The organism is Psychrobacter sp. R86515 (assembly GCF_042466315.1).
Lineage (GTDB): Bacteria > Pseudomonadota > Gammaproteobacteria > Pseudomonadales > Moraxellaceae > Psychrobacter.
Genome location: NZ_JAXHCC010000001.1, coordinates 2054429 through 2078296, shown reverse-complemented (window position 1 = coordinate 2078296; position 23868 = coordinate 2054429). Strand labels below are relative to the sequence as shown.

The window sequence follows — 23868 nt, the reverse complement described above, 5'->3', positions numbered from 1 at the left end:
GTTCTCAATTTATTTATTACTTATTAAAATCTATAAGTTCAATTTCCCTAATTTTTTTAAGGTTTGGGATAACTTCTTTTTCAGAGTCATTATTATCGTAATAAATAACATCTTTTTTGTTGATTTTAGCTTTCACTACAACTCCCATAGGTAAATCTGAATAAATAGTAGTTGCAAATTTAATTGCTTCATTCATATCTGTGGTCCAATGTTGTGTAAAGCTTTTATTATCATACTCATCTTTAGACATACCACGATAAATAGTAATTTCATCTGCAAGCATCTCTATGTCTGAGTTGTTAGGAGCGTCCTCAGGGCGCAAACTTACCCTTGGCGCACCCCATTCAGCTTGCTTACTTTTAAATAGTTCAAACACGCCACCGTGGTTATATCTGCATAAGTTATTAAACATCTCATACAAGTAATCACCCAATTCAGAGCCATTGTCGATACTATTCGCATTACAGTATTCAAAGAATAAGCTCTTATCTGTAGAAATAGCTGAATAAAACTTCGAAATCACTTCATCAAAAAACTTGATATCTGCACCAAACTTATCTGATAAGTATTGATAATATTCAATACCGTCAATACTCATTTGCTCAAGCTGACTCAATGTAGGTTTTGAAAACATAATACCTCAGTAGTATTTTTGATAAACTCATCAGTAAAAGAAGAGTTATATATTTATAATCATACCTTTTCTATTAAGTCAACAGCATCAGGAATGCGTAGCTCACCTGACATCAACTTAGGTAAAAGAGTGTCGCGGAGCTTGGCTAAGTCTGAATTTTGATACTGTATTTGCATTTGTTTAGCTCCGAAGCTTTCAACATATTTAGAAAATATCTCGGTCAATTTTAATGAGGGAGATATTACAGGCTTAATTATAAATTCCATCCAATGTCTTCGATATTCCTCAAAAGATTGCTTATCCTGTACAGCGTAATACACCCATATTGTTGGATAATCTTTACCTCTTAAAGGAATCACATTTGCTGAAATCGAAAATGACTCCAAAGATAGTTTAGTCACACAAGTATGGTCACCAAAAATAAATGCAGGATCTTCATTACTAGCTTTTATATCAGGTTCATTGTTATGAAATCCTAGCAGAATGCCAGAACCTTGTTCATACACAGGAACTTTGCCATAATCTGATACATCGTCTTTTTTGTACTTCACTTGAGTTTTCAAACGATTTAAAATTTTACCAACCTCACTAACTGCCCATCCCTTCGGAATCCATCCCATCTCTTCCGTAAACTCAAACTCGTCAGGGAATAATTCCTGAATATCTGAGTTGTCTTTTTTCTTAATCGCTTTGCGTTGCTCAGCACGCTCTAACAATTCATCAGGAATAGTATTACCGGACGCGAGCGCATTATCAATCACAGGGTCAAAATCCACGAACCAACTCTTAAACAATGCTTGCGCCATCGCTTCTAGCGTTTCATTCATTTGGCGGTTGAGTTCGATTTTGTCGTCTAAAGAACCAAGGATATGAGCAATGGCTTTTTGATTTGCAAAAATAGGAAAAGTTACAGTAAGCGTTCTAATAGAATTTATTGTCAAAGCTTTTTGTGCAGAGCCAATCATCACTGAAGCCAAACGGCTTTGACCTATATTCGATTTAAACCAATATGCTAAAAAATTAGAATCAATATCTTTAAAGTTACTTATCCAAATTATATTTCCATCTTTGAAATAGAAATCACCTTCGTCTTGCACCACATATGGTTGACCAGATCTATTACCAACAGAACTAATCAGAAGATCTCCTTTTGATGGTGAGCCATGCGACTTTTTAAGCTCCTCATATCTTTCACGTGAAATAAAAAGATCATAACCAGAAAACACACCTAGTGCTTTATCAATTACGTCTTTTGAACGGAAGAAAGGAACCCCATCCTCGACATATTCTTTTGCAAATATTCTTGAGCTAGACTTAATCAGACAGCGACTTTCTAATTCAAAAGTTTCCAATAAATCACTCACCATAACCCAACACCTCCAAGTTCTGACGAATGGTCGCATCCAGTTCTTCTGACTCTTGCATCTGCGCATAGAGCGTTTGGCTGAGTTCTAACATTTTAGTCTCAAACGGTATGCCATCATCTTCGATAGCAGCAGCACCGACATAACGCCCCGGAGTCAGTACATAATCATTGGCTTTGATATCTTCTAGGCTTGCAGATTTACAGTAGCCTGCCTCATCGCTATATGCTTCATAACCGCCTGCTTCCTTCTCACCGCGCCAAGCATGATACGTCTTGGCAATCACTTCGATATCATCAGTAGAGAACTCTTTATGGGTACGATCAATCATCGCCCCGATATTACGGGCATCGATAAATAGCGTCTCACCGCTACGATTGCGCAGTCCACGTGCTTGACTATCAGCGGACTTGGCGGCTTTGTCTTTACTGATGAACCATAAGCACACCGGAATGGTCGTGGTATAGAACAACTGTCCCGGTAGCGCAATCATACAATCGACCAGATCGTTTTGGATGATTTGCTCGCGTATCTCACCTTCACCACTGGTAATGGTAGACATCGAACCGTTTGCCAGTACGAAACCTGCTGTACCGTGCTCAGAGAGCTTAGATATCATGTGCAATATCCATGCATAGTTGGCATTGCCCGTCGGCGGTGTCGGATACCCTGCCCAGCGTGGATCATCGACCAGCTCGTCAGGCGCGCGCCAATCCTTTTGGTTAAAAGGTGGGTTTGCCATGATGAAGTCTGCTTTTAGATCTTCGTGCTGATCTTTAAAGAAGGTATCGGCTGCCACATCACCCAAGTTGCTAGAGATACCACGAATGGCAAGGTTCATCTTAGCGAGCTTGTAGGTCGTGCTGGTGTACTCTTGCCCATAGATAGACACGTCTTTGGTATTGCCGTGGTGACTCTCGATGAACTTGATGGACTGGACGAACATACCGCCTGAGCCGCAGCACGGATCATAGATTTTGCCTTGATATGGCTCAACCATTTCCGCAATGAGATTGACCACCGACTTAGGCGTATAGAACTCACCACCGCCTTTACCTTCAGTCGCGGCAAACTTACCCAAGAAATACTCATACACGCGCCCTACCGTGTCTTCTTCTGGATTACCGATAGTATCGATGTTATTGACGACATCAATCAAGGCGGCAAGCTTACTGGCCGTTAAGCCAAGACGCGAGAAGTAGTTATCAGGCAATGCACCTTTCAATGATTGGTTGGTCTTTTCAATGGTGCTGAGCGCGGTGTCGATTTTAAGGGCGATGTCTTCTTGCTTGGCATTCTGCTGAATGAAGCTCCAGCGGCTCTCCTCCGGCAAATAGAATACATTATCTTTGGTATAGGCTTGCACCATATCGATATGCTTTTCATAGCCTGTATCGATGAGCTTTTGGCGCTGCTGCTCAAAAGTATCACTGATGAATTTTAAGAAAATCAGGCTAAGGACGATGTGCTTATATTCTGATGATTCGACGCTACCCCGTAGCTTGTTAGCCGCATCCCAAAGGGCTTCTTCAAAATTACCGTTGTCTGTTTTATCTTTTTTATGCGCAGGTGTTTTAGCCATGTTTCTTTATTCTCTATGTTCTAAGGGCTAACCATGCAATGAATGCATGATTAGCCGTACAAGAAAGTGATTTGTTTTGTGGTAACAATTTTAGCTAGATTGTGCTTTTAAGCAAGCTTATCTATCAACTAATTTTTGGAAGGAACGGTTATCTCGTACTCAATATAGATCATAAACAATGGTTAATTTTTATTTTGCTGAACTCAGAATTTATATAGACCTAAGAATATTATTGTACGGACGACAACGGTGATGTTCCTGTCGAATACTGAAAGATATTTTGATAAACGTGAGTTTATTAAATTGTTTTACAAGTCAACTAATGTTAGCATTAATTTCTAAATGTTACTACTATGTAAACCTGCATAAGTACAGAAAATTGGCGAGAGTTACGTTTTTTAGCATAGCAGCTAAGCATTTCAGACTAAGCGTTAGCTATCCGTATTGCTTCATCGTCTTTTAATATTGTTAAAAACTCAGGAGAGATTTTTTGAAAAAGCTTTTACCTTGGTTGGCTGGCTTGTTGGTTATATTTGCGATTTATCTCTATGCTTCACCATATATAGCTTTGTATAACATTAAAAATGCTGCTGAACAGAAAGACGCAGATAAGCTGTCAGGGTATATTGATTTCCCTAGCGTCAAGCAAAGCATAAAGGATCAAGTCAAAGCCGCTATGGTTGAAGAGCTTGCTGCAAGTGACGAGCAAGATGGCTTTGAGGCTTTAGGAACTATGTTGGCCGCTGCAATGATAGACCCAATCGTCGATGGTGTGGTCACACCTGATGGTGTTGCATTAATGCTTCAAGGGCAAGAGTTAGACTTTGGCTTAGATGACAAGACAACTAAAGATGAACCCAAAGTCAAAGATACAGATATTGATTATAAAGCAGGCTATCTATCATTTAATCGATTCAAAGTTCAGATCATTGATGCTGATGATTCGAATGAGTCATTAGATGTGATCATGCATAGAGATGGCCTTAGCTGGAAAGTCACAAGGATTTCTTTTTCGTTAGACTCAAAAAATACAACATCTAAAAAAGCAATTGAAGAACCAGTATCACCTGACTTAGACCTATCTAATATAGAAGATGAAGTAGTTATAACTGAAGATGAGATTGACGATGTATTCCATGGTCTGGCTGACGATGGCGATGAAGTAGCTGATAATGGAAATAGCAAACCAAGCATATGGAGATATGGATTTGGAATGGGGTATTCCGAATATTCTATTCAAGATTCAGATGGAATAACACTTTGGGTAGTTTGTAACGATGGAGCTGGGGCTGAATATGATCATGGTGCTCACTTAGAGATAAATGATGAAAGCTACTCAAATACTGACTCAGAGTACCCACTAACCTTGATCGTTGATGATCGAATAGAGATAACCCCCCCTGGTTCGACAACTTGGCGCAATGGCGCTAATGCTTGGGATGAGTTTGCAGACAATATAGCGAAGGCGCGTAAAATTGAGGTTTACCTTGATAATGAGAAAATAACCACTTTTAACCCTACCACAGCAAGTATTAATGAGATTGCTAAATCCATCGCTGAGTGCCAGTCAATGTTATTCAATGATACTGAGTGGTAGCTATAAAAACTTTCAGCTATCCAGGTTTCATCAGAGAAGGCCACTAAAAAACGATATCAAAAGATATCGTTTTTTTCATAGGACTATTATATTTAATACTATGGTTGGTTTGCAGTTCAATAATTATGGCGCTATAACACTTGTTTTTTTGGTTCCAAAATTCTTTTTGGTTCCAAGCTGAACCACCCTATACGATTGCGATAGAAGCAGTTTTTTGATGTTGGAACCAGTTTTTTATAGGGGTTTTTTGGTTCCACTTTTCCACTATTTGACTGTTTTTTGGTTCCAATATTTTTGTATGAACACTATTAGAATATAAGCAATAAAACAGATATGCGTATTAACATATGCCTTTTGGAAATATAGATTGTGCAAATACTATGAACAGCTTTTGATATGGTTATATTAAGGGGTTGTATCTTCAGCACGATATACATTATTACTCATAGCTAACTCCCACTATTTCTTCTTCATCTATCATCTCAGGCTTCGGAAGCGGTATGCTGTACTGATAATTCTTATCTCTATCTTTAATCAACTGATGAGAGTCTCCATTATTTGCACGTTCTGCTATCTGTAACATTTGCATATCGACAGCCATTAACTGTAAGGATTGCTTAACTTCGATGTTACGTACAATACGCATCATATCACTTGTTGCCTGTCCTATTTTTTGGCTAAACTTTCGGTCTTTATATTCATGCTGAATAGCTGTACATAAAGTTTTAGCACTGGTTATTAAAGATTCATGATCATTAATGCATATTGATTTCATATGATTAACCATTACACCTGCAAATTCAGTAGTCATAGATTCAATCATTGATTGCGACTGATTAACAATGTGGTTCACCGTGCCAGCCAGCATATCAACCTCGGGCTCAACGGATAAACCGCATATATAATCTAATGACTGAGAGTACAAATCTTGAAATATCAGTAAATCAATTAAGCTTAAGCTTTTTTTCCCATTCTCAATTTCACTTATTCGGTTGCGGTTATTAGATACTCCCCATACTATCCTCATGACATCTGTTTGTGACATCCCAGCATTTTTACGGGCTTCTTTCAGATTCTTTCCTATTATAATATTGATATTCTTAATGTCACGTTTGGTATATCCCGATCGTTTGGTCACACACTACTCCCGAGCCCTAGGTTACTAACGCTGCATAATTTTTTGAATTAATTAATTGACAGACTGCCCTTCTCAAACCTCATAGCTACTTGCAGCGCTCATATACGAAGCTATATATATGTATAACTATAGTAGCTGGTGCTCTAGTTAAGCACAGAATATCAGATGAAAGCAGTATCAGTTGCAGTCTCACACACTAACAGACCAAACCCAATGTCTATTTTGAATAACATTGCTTATCAACCGACACCTTAAGCTTTCGTCACACTTTTATTAACCCTATCATCACTGCTCAGCTAATTGTCATTAACTGCCTCTATAGTTCGGTATTACATCCAAATTATTGGTTATAGGCTTCTCGTTCACAAAGCGACTGTACTTTCCTTCAAAAGCCAACCGAATAGTACCTGTCGGTCCGTTCCTATTCTTTATCAATATAATATCTGCCATACCATCGAGCTTGGCGCTCCCACCCTTATCTTTTTGCTCGTAGTAGTCGTTGCGATAAATCATCAGAATTATATCTGCGTCTTGTTCTAATGTTCCTGAATCCCTTAAGTCTGACATGATAGGACGCTTATTAGGACGCTTCTCAACCTCACGGCTCAACTGTGAGAGGAGAAATATAGGACAGTCAAATTCTTGCCCCAATGTCTTTAATGTGCGCGTAACCACACCGATATTATCAATTTTATACTGTCCATCAAGACCTCCCATAATTTGCAGATAATCAATACCAATAGCAGATATCTTACCGCTTGTTTCCCGCTTAATCTTATTTAATCGGGTACGTATATCGGATATAGTAAGCTCTTTTTTCTCAACGACTGTTAAACGCATATTATCCTGTTCTGAAATAAAACGCTGCAGCCTTCCCCATTCATCCGCACTTAGATCACCCTTCCTAATAGAAGTAAGGTTTATATCAGCCTCAGCACTTGCCAGCCTATCCATGACCTGAGTAGCTACCATCTCAACACTAAAAAATACTGCTTCGCCCTCTCTGTATTTCGCGATATATGAAAGCCAGTTCATAACCTTAGCAGTCTTCCCCATTGAGGGGCGAGCGGCAACAATAACTAAATTACCGGGCTCAATCATCATCAAATAATCAAGCTCAGGAAAACCTGTATGGATAAAGTTAGTTACCCCATCTTTAGCCGCTGCAATACGCTCAATCATACTACCCATCATTTCGCCAACTCTGGCTTGGTCACTCACAATATCGCTTGACTCAAGATTGCCAATAGCGCTCATAACCTCATTATTTATATCTATCGTCTGTCTGTCACCGTCTTCAAGCTTTTGGATGCCAAATCTTAACTGAGCTATAGACTGCCTACGTAATGACCGACCTTTTATTAGTTGAGCATGACTACGTAAACTACTAAACATAATGCCTGGTAACATTCCTAGTACAGCAAAGTAGGACTCTGGGCAACAGGTCTCATTCAATTGCCCACGCTCAGTAAGTAGATCAGCCACCATAACTACATCATAAGGCTTATCTGACATCGCTAAATCACTAATTGCCTGGTAAATAACCTGATGCCTCACTGCTTTAAAATCGTGAGCAATAATAACATCACTCACTATATCAAACACTGCATCACGGCCTAGCAGTTGATTCAGAACGGATTGCTCAGATTGGATGTATTTTTTCTGCTTACTTCTCATTCGGCAGCTCCCACGATTCGAATATCAGCTGTCTTAGCTCTATAACTTTCCCAGTCACACGACATGACCAACAAGTTCTGCTGTAACCTATCCCACGCTCGGTCACCTAAGTATTCACGGAGACCATTAATATCCATATTGGTTGTGATCATGGTAGGGGCTCGTTTATGTCTAAGTGTGACTATCTGAGCGATGCGCTCACGGTCTTTAATATATCCATCACCCGCACCCAAATCATCAATGATTAACAGTTTGTTAGCTACCAACTCTTTAATATAGTCATGCTCGCTCATTTGGTAATTACCCCAATGCAACTTTGCTTGTACAGCAATATCAAAAGACGTAATCATCTCACATGTATGATCATAAAAATCTTGCTGGTTATAGCTGTTGAATTCATCAGGCAAAGATTTTTCTTCTTCTAAGTAATGATTGATTGCTACAGCATTAGCCAACATAGTCTTGCCAGCGCCTGTTCGTCCGAAAATCACCAAGTTAGGAGAGCAGCTATTAACTGATTTACTATACTTCTGCAATTGAATAATCTTAGCGTGCTGCTCAGCAGCTTTAGGTTCATTGTACTGCCAAGCACTGAAACAACCCATGTTTGCGCTCACACCTTTTGATTTCATTTTATTTACCAACGCCACTCTCATTCTAGCTTTATCAGTTTCGAGCCGTCTAGTATTGGCTAACTGGCTTTTATCTTCACTACATTGGCAGCAATCGATATGACCATTAATCTCCCTATGTTTTGTCTTATGATGAATATCGCACTCAGCCATCAATTCACGAATAATCATTGTTCCCAACTCAATCCTAGATAGTTCTTCAATGACTTTCACAAATTACTCCTTGCTTGAGAAACAGTCCTTGGAGAGGATCATGGTTTGGATCGTCGTATATCGCGTTCACGTCCATCTTTCCGTATGATGTTGCCTTCTTATTAATAGATGGCGTATTATCAATGATATCGTCTAGCCAGCCTTTACCATTCAAGTAAGTATACGGATCTTTGCGAAACTTTTTAACTGGTGTTGAAGCAACATACGCTGGCAAATGCTGCATAATCTGATCACGGACTTTATTACTTAGAGAAATCCATTTAGCCTCACACTTATTTTTAGCCGCAGACTTAGAGTAAGTTTTCCAAAATATCTCAAAAGATATATTTAGCTCTTTTACGCCACCGCAGTTAGTATTAGTTAATGGTTCTTGGTTAGTTGTTAATGGTTCTTGGTTAGGGTTAATTTGGCTTGCCACTGGCTTTTCCTTCGCAACCGACTGGGTTAATTTGGGTTTGTTTTTAGGTGGCCTACCACCTTTAGCTCCATTTATGCGATTCTTTGCAGAATTTGCTTGGTATTTTTCAAGCTCCTCATCAATACGCTTATGGTAGAAACCATTATTACTCTCGTCAAAGAAATCATCTAATACGTTTTTGAGCATCTTTTCATGCTCGGCACTATGCAAACTTAGTCGACGCATAATCAACTGGGTTTTAAGTGATATTGGTTTTTCATCTAAATAGTAGCGGTCAATCAATGAACGATAAATGTAATGTTCGATAGGAGTTAAATGTTCTGTATCCTTTTTATAGTCTGCTATATTAAAGCTATAGTAGTGCATCATATCTCTCTCCTATAGTTATAGACTTATGCATCGTCTTACCCAACAGTTTACTTAGGCTTATGAGATTATTACTCTCAAGCTGTAATAGACGATTCTGAAGGATCGAAAGTTGACCCCATCCTTCTTTCTTGCGATCGGCTCGGCGTGCGAGCAACTTTGTTCGAACTGCGAGAAGATTTGTCATAATGCAATCTCTACTGTACCAAAGGCGCTATAACTTAACGTTTGGTTAAGGTCATCAAGCTGACTGCAGAGAATCTTTTTCCACGTATTTACTGAATCATGAGCCAAACGTGTCATAGCATTAGCCTGTGCAGCATTAATCTTATTTTGATAAATGAGATAGAACAAATGACCGATACTATCTAAATTAAGACAGACACCAGAAATATCACACGCAATGTCCGATAGCATAAGTGACGGTATGTAAATTACCTCGTCATCACCAGCTAGAGTTAGGTCGATAACATTACGCTGACAAGATGTTGTAGTAGACGCGCAAGGATACAACGTAGCAATCGCTTGGCGGTTAGCTAGCGTGTTGTGAAATAAGTCAGTAATAGATCTGTAGCAGCCGTCTGCCTTTCCATCATTGCCATAGTGATAAACACTATTGTCAAAGACAAACCCTAGAGATCCATTATCATGGTCATAGATTAATGTATAAGCGTCATTACCTACAGCTGGGCATAAGACTATATCGCCTTCCGTAAATATAGCTGATGTGGGCATTTTTGGGTTTAATGAGGTATTGTCATTGTCCATGATTATTTACCCTCCACTTGACGATATAGCGCGAGCAAACAGACTTTCTCTAAGTGTTCATGAATACTGTGCATTTGCTTAGTCAAATTGTGAAACTGACTAAATATTAAATCGTTATGAGCATAAAAGCTGTCATATAACTGCTTTGCCATTTGAGGTAGGAGCTCAGCCAATTCTTTAATCTCATTATCATAGCCAAGAAATTCCAAATGAGCTTGTTCGAGTTCAGCCTGCAAATTAGCGGTAAACTGTCCAACTTTACTTCGATCAAGGATATTGTCTCTAGCTGCATGTAATACCTCATCATGAATTACAGACAAGTAATACCTAGCCTTGGCTAATGACTGCATTGGCAATGATAGATTATCAAGGTTAAGTAGAGAAAAACTAATACTAATGGCTTGAGCATCATTAATGATTTGAAAGTTTAAGGCCGTACAAATTGACTTACACATGATGAATAGCTCCTAATAGGTTTTTTGGATGATTATTGATATGGTTGCTAATAATCTTCGAAAAACTTATATGACCATCGCTGCTATCATCATTTGCAAGAATAATAGGCTGCACCTGTTCGCAAGTAACCAATAAGAGTAGTAAGCCTATGATACCCACCCATAATATAAAATTAATAAAACTAAGTATTGAGTTGCGTTTGCTTGCCAGCGGCTTAATAGCTAGTTTGTGGTGAGATCTGATAGGTTTTTGAATTATAGTCATCATGGTTACGCCTCATCGCTGAAAGTATTATGAGACTTGGCAATCCACGTAAGTAGGTCAGCATTTCTAAAAAGCATAATGCCGTGGATATCGGTCGGTTTAGGGAATTTGTCAGCTTTCCACCATCTGCGTAATGTTTGATGGTGCACACCTATGATAGCGGCGGCAGCTTTAATTCGCGTTTGGCCGTTTGGATGTAATTCTTTAGAGGTTGGGTGGTTATCTAATATTTGCAGCATATTGCTAACTCCTAGGTAATGCCATTGATTGGCGTTATTAAGTGTTAGCAATGTTAGGTGTTATGAGACTGTCAAGGTTCTACTATAGAAATCAAGTTATCTACAGTAGATAATATTCTTGGTTTATAAAATGTAAAATCCGATTAATAACAGGTCAGAATAAATCCTTTTAATACAGGGTTATTAAAGCGACTGTTTCTAGAAAAATGATTATGAGTGGAGATTTGACTCAATAGTGACAATTAACTTTTGATAGTGCTTATAGGGTTGCTTAATGGACTTTGTACATCGTTAACCCTTGATAACCATTTACCAATGGCTTGATATTCAAGTGACAAGCCTTCATTCTGTAATATTGTAGCAATTTTAGAATTCAAAGATGGTTTGTTTTGACTATAAGGATTTGAGTTGTCAAATTGGGTAAGCTTAGTCATTGCATACATTACCCTGTCTATTGTTTTATACGCTTGATGCGGTACATCTCTATAGTAATCTTCTAGAGGGCTGGCTTGAGATTGGTCGATTAAATTTAACTGACTTTCAAGATCGGCTATTCTAACCTGTAAGTTATCGTAGTTAGCAGTGAGCTGTGCGTTCTGCTCTTTTAGCACCTGTACTTCTCTTTCTCGTTGCTCAATTTTGTCGTTAATGGCTGAATCATCAAGAGTTAACAAGTTAAGGTAACTCTCTTCATTATCAGAAATGAATGAACTAATATAGTCTTCCACCTGTTCAGTAGGAAACAATAAATCATTTTGACTTATTTCCACTCCACCAAGATCCCTCATCCTTTCTGCATCTTTTTCATCAGATAAGCTATACAAACGAGTGTGCCATTGTGCCTGCACATCAAAGTGAAAAGATTTGGCATTACCTATAGGTCTCAAATGATGGAATGTTGTTTTGGCTAGTGCAAATTTTTCTTTGGGCGCATTCTCTTCTTCTTGAGTTAATTCATAAATGATAGCATCGGTGAACTTTTTCTTTTTTTCTCTCTTACTAGACCAATTAAATACGTCTGATATATTCTCGTGAGTTAGATACCCCGTAATTGGGATATTTATGTACTCAGCACTCTCTCCAATACCACATATATTGGTTAAAGAATAACCGTTGTATTGAAATACAGGTGTGATTTTTTTATTCATACATGCATCGGACAGCTGAGCTACTCTCTGTGGCTGGTAAGACTGAGGTATATCTTTTAATTTTTCTAACGTTTGGAATAAATCTAGATACCGCATTTTTACACCCGAATACCCTTGGAATAAAATAGGTGCAAGGTAGTGACAGCTTAAGGGTGTGAATAGCTATCGTTCGGATAATGACTTCCTAGCCTTGCATAACTGTTAATAACATTTGAGTTCTCTCTAATAGTTCTTGATTAGATGCGGTATAAGCGAAGCGACTAGATAAAATCGATGAGCTAATAGAGGAGTCAAAGCGGTCTGGTAATAGTCAGTTCTTGTTAGTTACACAGTAACAGGTGACATGTAATTTAAGTACTAAAACCCATGGGCTTTTTTAGAAAAATAATGCAAACTATTGCGAGCGACATAAGGCATGGAGTAAGTAACTACTATTTCACGATAGTAATGACTAACAAGTACCAGTACAAATAGGCATTACTCCTACCACTCTTACCTATCGTTACATTTTTTTATAACTATCAGTCCTTCAAAAACAATATCAAATGGTGGTCAGATTGGTGGTCATTCTATAGAATGAAACCCATATACATATTAATATCAACTACTTATATAAAGAACAATCCCGAGTATATCTCAGCTTTTTTTGTGCCTGCTTTTTAATTCTAGAAATTATTAATTACTGTGTTTATTAATTACAAAGCTCCATAATTGCATAGCCTCCTAGTCATAGATCTCTTTAACCCAAGCGCTCCTTGTTCAATGTACACCCCTATTTTCTTTACCTTCTACTACCTTCTTTCATTAAAAATTATCTAATTATAGACACAGACTATTCTTCAAGAACCACTTTATAGTTGACACTATCAACCTTATTCTATATAGTTGCTTCTATCAACTATATCAAAGAGTTTTTATGTCTAACAATTCATTGAGCGAAACACTACATCAATTGATGCATACCTATACCAACTTGCTGCTAGAAGGTATTCGCCAGCAAGGTGTTGAGTTGTCAGTGACCAATATCAGAACGTTAAAAGGTGTGTGTTATAACCCAAATAGCACTGCGCTATCGATCTCTAAACACATGCAGCGAGACAAAGCGCAAATCACTCGTGCCTTAAATGACCTATTGGCGGCTGAGCTAATATTAAAGACAGACAACCCGCTTGATGGTCGTAGCCAATTACTACAGCTGACCCCTAAAGGCGAAGAAGTTATGACGAAACTTGATGCAGCAGAAGAATGGACAAGACAGCAATTAACGAAAGATTTAAGCCTCGTAGAGCTTGCGTTATTTTTCCGTGTCAGTCGCACCATGATAGACAACGTTAGCACCAGCAAGACTACCGATAAATAAGTAAGGACAGATCCGTATGAATGACACAATAAATCAAAAACCAGTACGCGAAATCATGACCGTTGCTCACAAGCAAATGATTACTCCGCACTACATCCGTATATACCTCACAGGCCAAGCAGATACTATTGCCAATATCGCGACCATGACAGTTGGCGCAAACAATAAAGTGCTTATTCCCGTCGATAAAGCCCAGCCAATTGACCTAAATGACAATACTACATTCGTTGTTCGCACTTATACTCATCGCGGCGCCGATGTAGCAAAACAACAGATCTGGATTGATTTTGTCGCTCATGGTGACGAGGCGCCCGCTTCAGGCTGGGCCAATCATGCTGAGGTTGGCGACGAGATTGGTATCTTAATGAAGCCTAAAACCAAAGCCCTTTGTCCTGATGCAGATAATTTTCTACTGATTGGCGATGCCACAGCGATACCAGTGCTCGGCTCAATATTAGAAAGCTTGCCTGCCAGTGCGACTGGTCAATGCATCATCGAAGTGCACGGTACAGAAGATGAACAAGAGTTGTCGACAGCAGCCAATATCACCATGACATGGTTACATAACCCAGATCCAACGCAAGGCAGTCAATTAATCAATACAGTAAAATCTCTTGATTTGCCAACTGCAGAGCAGAGCCGTTTTGCTTATATCGCTAGCGAATTCTCATCTGTCAAAGCCCTACGCCATTACCTAAAGGTTGAGCAACAGTGGTCTAAGGATGAGCTATATGCCTTTTCTTACTGGAAAGCAGGTGTTGCAGAAGATCAATCTGTAAGCGATCGACAAGCAGAAAAAAACACCGACTAATTAAACGCTCTTTATGATAGGAAAATAACGATGCCGGCAAATACCGAGACCTTGCTCATTGATGGCAATAAAAATAGTGGCGCTAAGAATGATGGCACTAAAAAAACACCGTTGCTCTACAAAGTGTTATTAATCCTTGTCTTAATGACTGTCATAGGTGGTCTCTTAACAGGTGTGATGACCTATATGAATGTCGGATATTCCGATACATTTTTTATAGACTGGTCTAGAGCGCTACTTGCAGCGTATGCGATCATGCCGATTGGCTTCTTACTGATGGGACTGGTCACAAAATTTGTTAATCATAAGCTACCTAATACCAAAGCGTACAAGCGAAATCTCATCACAGGTATATTGATGGCTTGTATAATGGAGTCTATGTTGGCCTTTAGTACTGCCTCAAAGACGATTGGTTTTGCCAATCAAACAGCATTTTTGAACGGTTGGTTAGAAGGGTTTCTAGTTGCATTACCAGTAGGATTGACGTTAATGGTCATTGTCTCTATGACTATCAAACCAAAAATTGAGGCATTTCTAAAAAGCTAAAATATCACGACTATGTTTATTAAGCTTCCTGGCACTCTGCCGCGATGCTAACTAAATTAATAAAAAAGCTTAATAAGATTTAAGAATATAAAGCATTAAGGGCGTGTTGAATATTCAATACGCCCTTGTCATGTCAGAAGCTTTCTAATACTATTTTACTGTTGGTTTTGCAAAGAACTAACGTGTATTTAATAAGTCAGTCGTAACAACGTTTAGTGTTAAGTTCGATTTAAAACAGTCTTTTTTTGTCCATCATATATTGTTACTATTCGACAATATTCCGATGACTAGACAGTACAACTGTCATAATTGATCTAGTTTTGGCTGTATACTCTACTGTTATAGAAACGTATAGTCAGAATATAAACGCTAGTTATAAGCTGTATCCTACTAGTAGCCGTTTATTTGTATATGGTTGGCACATTGGCGGTAAATAAACACTACTCCGCTTTAGTGTTTATACCCATAATGAGTAAACTAAAAATCTAATGTTCCACTCTGACAGTTGTTGATTATTAACTAGGTATCGATATCACACATTTTATGAATACAGAAAACATAATATCTGCACTTAACAACCCCATGCGTCGTCAAATCATAAAGTGGTTGAAGGACAGGTCGAACTTTCCAGCGTCATTACCAGAGCATGCTAATCTGGATGGTGTATGCGTCAGCTACATTCAAGAAAAAGCTGGATTGTCGCAATCAACCATTTCAAACTATATGGGTGTGTTAAAAAAAGCAGGATTGGTTACGTCCGAACGCCATGGACAATGGACGTTTTATCAGCGTCATGAAGCTAACATCGAAGCATTTCTCAATGAAGTTGAAAAAGAGCTGTTGAAGCTTTAAAAATTTCTCATAATCTTTAGAGCTATTTTTCTTTGTTACAAAACATCTAGATATTTCAATATAACGATTAACTATCTCCATACCGCATCATCCAAACCAGTTACTTCTTCCCTTCTAGCTATCCCTTCTCTTCTGCCATCCTATTAGCTTGTAAAATATTTATTCATAAAAGAATATAGTCTTCTAATCAGTTTTTAATTTTCACAAAAAAAGCCGAGATACACTCAGCTTTATAATATTTATCAATATGACACTATTAATACGTAGCTAATTTAATGCGCGCCTAAGCTTTGCTCAGCATCTGGCTTATCATGCACACCGAAATTATCTATCATCGCTTGGCTAGCCTCGTTCAAACCGATTAGCTCTACCTTAGTGCCTTCACGGCGAAATTTAATAATCACTTTATCTATGGCGGCGACTGCTGTCACGTCCCAAAAATGCGCGCGCGACACGTCAATGACCACGTTAGAGACAGACTCTTTAATATCAAAGGAATCGATCATACGTTCTGCTGATGAGAAAAATACCTGCCCATCAACTCGATAATAACGCGTTTGCGCTGCTTCATCCATGTGGCTATGCACACTCATATAGCGCTCAATTTTATTGGCAAAGAACAGTGCTGACAGCAATACACCAATCAATACGCCATAGGCCAAGTTATGCGTTGCGACCACCACAGCGACGGTCGTAATCATGACCACATTACTTTGCAGCGGCTTGGTTTTTAGCTCCTTAAACGAACCCCAGTTAAAAGTACCGATAGACACCATAATCATCACAGCGACCAATGCGGCCATTGGGATAATCTTTAGCCAATCGCTTAAGAACACTACCATCAATAATAAAAACACGCCTGCTACCAAGGTAGAAAGACGCGTATAGCCGCCTGATTTGACGTTGATGATAGACTGTCCAATCATCGCACAGCCTGCCATCCCGCCAAAAAAGCTACTAACTACATTGGCAATACCTTGGCCTTTGCACTCTTGCGTACGGTCGCCTTTGGTATCAGTCAAATCATCTACGATCGTCATGGTCATCATAGACTCAAGTAAGCCCACTATCGCCAGACTAATAGAATACGGAAAAATAATGATTAACGTATCTAAGTTCAACGGGATATCAGGTATCAAAAACACCGGCAGAGTGTCAGGCAGCTGACCCATATCATTGATGGTTCGAGCCTCTGCACCTAATAAGATGGCTATAGCCGTCACTAGTACGATACTGACCAATGGCGATGGAATCACTTTACCGATCTTTGGAATATATGGATAGCCATAGATAATAACTAGACCTAGCGCCACAAGAGCGTATACGTGTACTAGGTTTGAACCTGCCTGCGGCATCAGCTCAGGAACCTGCGACATAAAAATCAAAATAGCCAAGGCATTGATAAAGCCCAGTACCACAGATTGCGACACATATTTCATCAAATTCCCCAGCTTTAAGAAGCCAAAGATAATCTGTATAACACCTGTCAGCACACTGGCTGCCAACAAATACTGCAAGCCATAATCCTTGACCAGTGTCACCATTAGTAACGCCATCGCACCCGTCGCCGCCGAAATCATCGCTGGACGACCACCGACAAACGCAATCACTACCGCGATACAAAACGAGGCATAAAGCCCTACTTGGGGATCGACACCGGCAATGATAGAAAACGCAATCGCTTCAGGAATAAGCGCCAAAGCGACGACCATGCCAGCCAAGACATCGCCGCGCGCATTGGATAGCCAATGCTCTTTAATTGTATTTAACATATTTAACTCAGTTTTGGGGAACTGCTGTAGTCTGTCAATAAACGAGGTATCTAATCATTATTTAGAAAACATCTAATTGGAAAGCATCTAAAAAGTAGTTAAGAATCAGCTCACATGAAAAGTCTGACACATCTTTATTTAGATCCTTTGCTATATAGGCACATCTCTATCTAGGTACTTTGCCCATTGCCTATCAAATGACAAATACAAAAATGCGAACGATTATAGTCAGCGAGTTATCGTCATAACGTACTTTTAATAGAGTAATGTTTATGATCCACTAGATATATCGAATAGTGATACAAACGTTAAAGCAGTGCGTGCGCACAAGAAAAAGCGTTAGACGCTTTATGAGAGTAATTGCTATAGGAAGCAATCATTACTGAGGAGGGGTACAGCTAGGGTGGCGTATTCATCTTTGTGGTGACAGCTTTTATAGAGTTAAGAAGGAATATTTCGCGTCATTTTAACATACATAAGGTAGATTAATAAAAACATCGCCCTTTTGGCGAGGATTTAACTCCTATAGCTATCTCAATTATCAAGCTTAAGTAATCACCCTACTCTTTAGTTTGAATAAATTTATAGTCTTTTGGGCTTTACAGATCTCGATTCTATATTAGAATCACACGAGACATTGAATAGTGTCTCCATATACCCCATCGCTAGGAAACTGACATGATTGTCCGGCAAACACCCAATGCCCTTAAGATATTTTTCACCCTGCGTGGATCAATCATTCCAAAAATCTATCCGCAAATTTTGCTGATTACTATTCTTAGTACGCTTGTCACGATTATTCAGCACTGGCTTCCTGACTCGTTTCCTTATTATGGTATGGCAACGTTTACCTTGCTAGGAATTGCGTTATCGTTGTTTCTTGGATTTCGGAACAATGCCAGTTATCAACGTTGGTGGGAAGCGCGCGGACTGTGGGGTCAGCTGGTATATGACTCTCGTAGCTTAACGCGCCAAGTACTATCCTTTATAGATGATGACGATGCGACTGCCATAGAGGATGGCGAGGATAACAACGCGACTGGACGCGATACTCAGCGAACGATGGTATATCTGACTATTGCGTTTGCCCATGCGGTGCGTCATCGATTGCGTGGTACGCCACCTTGGGCGGATATCGAGCCTTTTGTCGCAGCGATACATCATGACCGTATGCGCCAAGCGAAAAACGTGCCTGATTATATAATGCGCCTGATGGGTAAGCAGCTAGGCGATATTCGGCGTCGAGGACTGGTATCGGAGCAAGTCATACAAAACATGGACGAGCGCCTGACCTCTATGACAATTGTACTGGCAGCTTGCGAGCGTATTCATAACACCCCACTGCCCTTTGCTTATATGCTACTGGTACATCGCACCACCTATTTGTATTGCATTATGTTGCCTTTTGGCTTGGTGGCCTCACTCGGTTGGGCGACCCCGTTGATCTGTGCGGTGATTGCTTATACTTTTTTTGGTTTGGATGCGCTTAGTGAAGAATTAGAAGAGCCTTTTGGCTTGGCCGCTAACCAGTTACCTCTAACTGCGTTATCACGCACTATTGAGATTAATCTACGAGAGGCATTGGGAGAGACGGATATTCCGCCTGATATCACTCCTATCAATGGCTATTTGCAGTAGTTTTTATTAATAGCTATTAACAAAAGCTAATTCACCTACTGTTTCGCGATAAACCTAACTAAATACAGACTTCACTTGAATAATCGCTCATAGACCACTATAAACAGTGCATATATTCTCTGCCTAATATAGCCATTCCACTATAGAAGTATGACAGCGTTAACCTCGCTTTAAGTATCAAATATATATCTACACTCGGTTGCCTTGTACTACTTTTAAATTGAATCGACTATAGCTTGACTGATTTAAATGCCACTAATGTCTACACTGAGCCTGTCTCAGATTTTGGCGTTATGCTTTTGGCATGATTTGAGCAGATGTCTGACTAATTGAATGTCTATAGCAGCGATTTTCGTATGACTTAATGTTACTTACTTATTTACCGCTAATGACTGATTAACTTTTTCCTATTTACCTATATAAGCGAGGCTCATATCATGAGTGATGATTCAAAAGACAACAACGACAACAGCGCAAATAACCCAACCAGCAATCAGCCATCAATTAAAGTCACTGACCTGACGCCAAATAAAGGCGCATTGGTAGGCAAAAAGACCGATATTCAAAACCCAGAGCTTTGGGAGTTCCCGATGAACTACCCACTAAGCATCATCGGTCATGAAGGCGAGCGTGAGAGCTTGCTTAATGAAGTGAAGCTAATTTTGGGTAGCCAATTCCCTGATTTTGATTTGGCGTCTATCGAAGTTAAGCCGTCTAAAACAGGTCGTTTTCACTCGGCACGGGTCAATTTGTACCTAACCGCTGCTGAGCAAGTGAATGCGCTTTATGCCTCACTTGATAATGCAAAAACGGTTCGTATTGTTTTATAAGTCGCATAGAAAACTTTAACGCCTTTTTAGTCCAAATCGTCACTCGCTAGTAATAAGTTATGGGTGGCGATTTTTTGTGGTTTGATGTACAATCTGCGCCCGCATTATTGCCGCTATGACTCCCATTATCAGTCGACAATAACCGAGAGAATGAAAAATAAAACTCACGATATTTTTACAAAAATTTTATTATTGACCGCATTTGCGTCTAACCCTTATCCCATCGTCCTTTGCCAAAATTTGGACTGCCTACAACCTTGTAGCAACATAGTTTTATTCTAAAATCAATATAGTATTTTCAAAATTTTCCCGCTATATTGTGCCTACCAATTAACAAACACGCTATATGTAGTACTCAGTGATTTTAACCGTCACTATGAGTAGTGGTAGCTTTTTGCCCAAAAAAACCAGCTAGCACAACCCCACATAATAGCGTTATAAAGAATGTCTGCCGCTGATTCAGCGCGCAACATCACAATAAGCAATCAAAATAGAGGCCAGCATGACACATATTGACAAAATCCAAGTAACCAAACGTGATGGACGTTTAGAGCCTATTGATTTAGACAAAATCCACAAGGTAATAGCGTGGGCAGCTCACGGCTTGGACAACGTGTCTGTGTCTCAAGTTGAGCTAAAGTCGCACATTCAGTTTTATGAAGGTATCAAGACTCGTGACATTCACGAAACCATCATCAAGTCTGCCGCCGACCTAATCTCTGAAACCACGCCTGACTATCAATATCTGGCTGCGCGTTTGGCTATCTTCCACCTACGTAAGATTGCTTATAACAAATTCACCCCGCCGCATCTATATGACCATGTCAAAACTTTAACTGATGCGGGAAAATACGATCAGCACATCCTAGCTGACTATAGCCGTGCTGAATTTGATGAGCTAGAAGAATATCTGGATCACTGGCGCGATATGAATCTTGCTTATGCTGCTGTTGAGCAAATGGCTGGCAAATATCTGGTACAGGATCGTGTGAGCAAAACTGTCTATGAAAGCCCGCAGTTCTTGTATATGCTTGTCGGTATGTGTCTGTTTAGCCAATACGACAAGTCAGATCGTCTTGATTTCGTCAAACGCTTCTATGATGCGACCTCAGAATTCAAAATCTCACTACCAACGCCTATCATGTCAGGTGTGCGTACGCCATCGCGTCAGTTTAGCTCGTGCGTATTGATCGAATGTGGTGATAGCCTAGACTCTATCAACGCGACCACCAGCGCCATCGTACGCTATGTGTCACAGCGTGCTGGTATCGGTATCAACGCGGGTCGTATCCGCGCCCTTGGTAGCCCTATCCGTGGCGGCGAAGCGCAGCATACTGGCTGTATCCCATTCTACAAACTGTTCCAAACGGCGGTTAAATGCTGCTCACAAGGTGGCGTACGTGGCGGTGCTGCGACTCTATTCTACCCACTATGGCATTTAGAAGTTGAGTCATTACTGGTACTAAAAAACAACCGCGGCGTCGAAGACAACCGTGTCCGTCATATGGATTACGGCGTACAGTTAAACAAGACAATGTACACGCGCCTAATCAAAGGCCAAGACATCTCGCTATTCTCACCAGGTGACACACCAGGCCTGTATGATGCATTCTTTGAAGATCAAGACAAATTCGAAGAGTTATATACTAAGTACGAAAATGATCCTAACGTGCGTAGCCGTCAGATCCCAGCTGCCGATTTGTTCAGCCTAATGATGCAAGAGCGCGCCAGTACGGGTCGTATCTATATCCAAAACGTCGATCATTGCAACACGCATAGCCCATTTGACTCGACGGTTGCGCCGATTCGCCAGTCAAACCTATGTATGGAAATCGCACTACCGACCAAGCCACTTGATAACATCAATGACGAAGAAGGCGAAATCGCCCTTTGTACGTTATCAGCAGTCAACTTGGGTAAAGTCGAAAACGTCAGCGATATCGAAGAGCCAGCTGAGCTAATCGTCCGTGCGCTTGATGCCCTGCTCGACTATCAAGACTATCCAGTCAAAGCGGCTCAAAACGGCAGCATGCGTCGCCGTACGCTAGGTGTGGGCGTAATCAACTATGCTTACTACTTAGCTAAGAATGGCGCACGCTACTCTGATGACAGCGCGCTTGGTCTGACCCATCAAACGTTTGAAGCATTGCAATTCTATCTCTTAAAAGCGTCAAACAAATTGGCAAAAGAGCAAGGCGCGTGCCCTGCGTTCAATGAGACCACGTACTCACAAGGTATCTTACCGATTGATACGTACAAAGCCGACTTGGATAAAATCTGCCAAGAACCGCTACATCTCGATTGGGAAACGCTACGTGGCGAGATCACTGAGCACGGTCTACGCAACTCTACCCTAACCGCCTTGATGCCGTCTGAGACCTCAAGTCAGATCGCTAACGCGACCAACGGTATCGAGCCACCACGTGGTCTGGTCTCTATTAAAGCCTCAAAAGATGGCATCTTAAAGCAAGTCGTACCTGAGATTGATAAGCTAAAAGATCAGTACGAGCTACTATGGCAAATGCCAAACAATGACGGTTACCTAAAGCTGGTCGCTATCATGCAGAAGTTCGTCGATCAAAGTATCTCTGCCAATACCAACTACGATCCAGTTCGTTATGCTGGTGGCCGTGTACCGATGAAGATATTGCTAAAAGACTTGCTAAACGCTTATAAAATGGGTGTGAAGACGTTGTACTACCATAACACTCGTGATGGTGCGAACGATGCCCAAGCGGATATGGAAGATGATTGTGCTGGCGGTGCTTGTAAGATCTAGGTTTGCAAGAAAAGCTCTTTAAATAGAATTTCTGATGGATGGCGGGTTTGGCTTTTAGAGCTGAGTCCGTCAGTCGCTTGTATCTTGACTGTCCACTGAAAAGGAGATCAAATGGGTGCATATAGCTTCGATATATCTCCTAAATAAGTCTTCGAATTTGAATAGTCACAACAGTAGATTAGTTCCTTTCGGGGATTGAACTATATTTTCGAAACAGTTATCGGTTAAAGCTTTTAGAATTACATATGGCATAGTCTTTATGGGTTGAAAAGAGCATGAATAATAGTGAGATTACTTCAGATATACTAGAAAAGAATCTAGAAAGAATTATTGGGTTCATTAGTAACTGTGAAAGTAAGGTTTCATATTTACTAGCTACTACTGGAATTATTGCAACTATTTTAACTACAGTAATTCCTCCGAATCTTAAATCCATAAAGCTTTTTTTACATAGCAATGAACCTAACTTTCTTATACCGATGTGCATATTCGGTATTCTCATTTCTACAGTATATTTTTTACTAGGTATACATTATTTTTCGAAGGTTTTAACTGCTGATACTAAGCGGACTTCCGAAAATACCAACTCGATGATATTTTTTGGCTCAGTAAGCTCAGAACTAAACAGCAATAGTTATATTTCAAAGTTGGAAAGTTCAAACTATAGTTACAAAGATGATTTAGCCTGTCAGATATATATAAATTCAAAAATTTGTACTCAAAAATTTGAAAATTATGGTAGAGGTTTTAAGTTGATTCGTCGTAGCTTACCAGTAATCATACT

General features: G+C 39.9%; 21 protein-coding genes. 8 read left to right on the top strand and 13 right to left on the bottom strand.

The window, feature by feature from the left end:
* Positions 1-16: 16 nt before the first annotated feature.
* Genes SJY28_RS08750 through SJY28_RS08740 form a run of 3 tightly spaced genes read right to left on the bottom strand, consistent with a single transcriptional unit; the run spans position 17 to position 3580 of the window.
* Entirely contained in the window at positions 17-634 is a 618-nt protein-coding gene (locus SJY28_RS08750) for a hypothetical protein (RefSeq protein ID WP_379544142.1), read from the bottom strand.
* A gap of 59 nt (positions 635-693) precedes the next feature.
* Complete coding sequence (locus tag SJY28_RS08745; RefSeq protein WP_379544141.1) at positions 694-2001, bottom strand: restriction endonuclease subunit S; 1308 nt, start codon at positions 1999-2001, stop codon at positions 694-696.
* Positions 1991-3580 (bottom strand): type I restriction-modification system subunit M, encoded by a 1590-nt coding sequence (locus SJY28_RS08740; RefSeq protein ID WP_379544140.1) that lies wholly within the window; start codon positions 3578-3580, stop codon positions 1991-1993. Before SJY28_RS08740 ends, SJY28_RS08745 begins: the two co-directional genes overlap by 11 nt.
* Before the next feature lie 490 nt (positions 3581-4070).
* Between SJY28_RS08740 and SJY28_RS08735 the strand changes: the two genes are divergently transcribed.
* Entirely contained in the window at positions 4071-5177 is a 1107-nt protein-coding gene (locus tag SJY28_RS08735) for a DUF2939 domain-containing protein (RefSeq protein ID WP_379544139.1), read from the top strand.
* A gap of 439 nt (positions 5178-5616) precedes the next feature.
* On the opposite strand, the gene SJY28_RS08730 is transcribed toward SJY28_RS08735, so the two are convergent.
* The 9 genes from SJY28_RS08730 to SJY28_RS08690 all read right to left on the bottom strand — a co-directional run bounded on the left by SJY28_RS08730 (position 5617) and on the right by SJY28_RS08690 (position 12496).
* Positions 5617-6315, bottom strand: coding sequence for a helix-turn-helix transcriptional regulator (locus tag SJY28_RS08730; RefSeq protein ID WP_379544138.1), 699 nt, complete (start codon positions 6313-6315; stop codon positions 5617-5619).
* Positions 6316-6621: 306 nt separating this feature from the next.
* Positions 6622-7992 carry a replicative DNA helicase gene (locus SJY28_RS08725; RefSeq protein ID WP_379544137.1) on the bottom strand — a complete coding sequence of 457 codons (1371 nt, stop codon included), beginning with the start codon at positions 7990-7992 and terminating at the stop codon, positions 6622-6624.
* The gene (locus tag SJY28_RS08720; RefSeq protein ID WP_379544136.1) at positions 7989-8837 is read right to left on the bottom strand and encodes an ATP-binding protein; all 849 of its coding nucleotides are present in this window, start codon (positions 8835-8837) and stop codon (positions 7989-7991) included. The genes SJY28_RS08725 and SJY28_RS08720 overlap by 4 nt, the downstream gene beginning before the upstream one ends.
* Positions 8824-9624, bottom strand: a complete 801-nt coding sequence (locus tag SJY28_RS08715; RefSeq protein WP_379544135.1) for a YdaU family protein — start codon at positions 9622-9624, stop codon at positions 8824-8826. The genes SJY28_RS08720 and SJY28_RS08715 overlap by 14 nt, the downstream gene beginning before the upstream one ends.
* Positions 9625-9804: 180 nt before the next feature.
* Complete coding sequence (locus SJY28_RS08710; RefSeq protein ID WP_379544134.1) at positions 9805-10389, bottom strand: hypothetical protein; 585 nt, start codon at positions 10387-10389, stop codon at positions 9805-9807.
* A 2-nt stretch (positions 10390-10391) separates the two neighbouring features.
* Entirely contained in the window at positions 10392-10844 is a 453-nt protein-coding gene (locus SJY28_RS08705) for a hypothetical protein (protein ID WP_379544133.1), read from the bottom strand.
* Entirely contained in the window at positions 10837-11112 is a 276-nt protein-coding gene (locus SJY28_RS08700) for a hypothetical protein (protein ID WP_379544132.1), read from the bottom strand. The genes SJY28_RS08705 and SJY28_RS08700 overlap by 8 nt, the downstream gene beginning before the upstream one ends.
* 2 nt (positions 11113-11114) lie before the next feature.
* Entirely contained in the window at positions 11115-11348 is a 234-nt protein-coding gene (locus SJY28_RS08695) for a helix-turn-helix transcriptional regulator (protein ID WP_379544131.1), read from the bottom strand.
* Positions 11349-11590: 242 nt separating this feature from the next.
* Complete coding sequence (locus SJY28_RS08690; protein ID WP_379544130.1) at positions 11591-12496, bottom strand: hypothetical protein; 906 nt, start codon at positions 12494-12496, stop codon at positions 11591-11593.
* Between the two features lie 916 nt (positions 12497-13412).
* Between SJY28_RS08690 and SJY28_RS08685 the strand changes: the two genes are divergently transcribed.
* The 4 genes from SJY28_RS08685 (at position 13413) to SJY28_RS08670 (ending at position 16065) form a co-directional block, all read left to right on the top strand.
* The gene (locus SJY28_RS08685; RefSeq protein ID WP_379544129.1) at positions 13413-13856 is read left to right on the top strand and encodes a MarR family winged helix-turn-helix transcriptional regulator; all 444 of its coding nucleotides are present in this window, start codon (positions 13413-13415) and stop codon (positions 13854-13856) included.
* Between the two features lie 16 nt (positions 13857-13872).
* Positions 13873-14667 carry a siderophore-interacting protein gene (locus SJY28_RS08680; RefSeq protein WP_379544128.1) on the top strand — a complete coding sequence of 265 codons (795 nt, stop codon included), beginning with the start codon at positions 13873-13875 and terminating at the stop codon, positions 14665-14667.
* 30 nt (positions 14668-14697) lie between these two features.
* Positions 14698-15213 (top strand): DUF2798 domain-containing protein, encoded by a 516-nt coding sequence (locus SJY28_RS08675; RefSeq protein WP_379544127.1) that lies wholly within the window; start codon positions 14698-14700, stop codon positions 15211-15213.
* A gap of 543 nt (positions 15214-15756) precedes the next feature.
* The gene (locus SJY28_RS08670; RefSeq protein ID WP_101204781.1) at positions 15757-16065 is read left to right on the top strand and encodes a helix-turn-helix transcriptional regulator; all 309 of its coding nucleotides are present in this window, start codon (positions 15757-15759) and stop codon (positions 16063-16065) included.
* A gap of 272 nt (positions 16066-16337) precedes the next feature.
* Here SJY28_RS08670 and SJY28_RS08665 read toward each other — a convergent pair whose 3' ends face one another.
* Complete coding sequence (locus SJY28_RS08665) at positions 16338-17837, bottom strand: SulP family inorganic anion transporter (protein ID WP_379544126.1); 1500 nt, start codon at positions 17835-17837, stop codon at positions 16338-16340.
* A gap of 678 nt (positions 17838-18515) precedes the next feature.
* Between SJY28_RS08665 and SJY28_RS08660 the strand changes: the two genes are divergently transcribed.
* The 3 genes from SJY28_RS08660 (at position 18516) to nrdA (ending at position 23084) form a co-directional block, all read left to right on the top strand.
* Positions 18516-19475, top strand: a complete 960-nt coding sequence (locus tag SJY28_RS08660) for a bestrophin family protein (RefSeq protein WP_379544125.1) — start codon at positions 18516-18518, stop codon at positions 19473-19475.
* 503 nt (positions 19476-19978) lie between these two features.
* The gene (locus SJY28_RS08655) at positions 19979-20305 is read left to right on the top strand and encodes a DUF493 domain-containing protein (protein WP_320158009.1); all 327 of its coding nucleotides are present in this window, start codon (positions 19979-19981) and stop codon (positions 20303-20305) included.
* Between the two features lie 502 nt (positions 20306-20807).
* On the top strand, positions 20808-23084 hold the full coding sequence (gene nrdA, locus SJY28_RS08650; protein WP_379544124.1) for a class 1a ribonucleoside-diphosphate reductase subunit alpha: 2277 nt from the start codon (positions 20808-20810) through the stop codon (positions 23082-23084).
* The last annotated feature ends 784 nt before the right edge of the window (positions 23085-23868 follow it).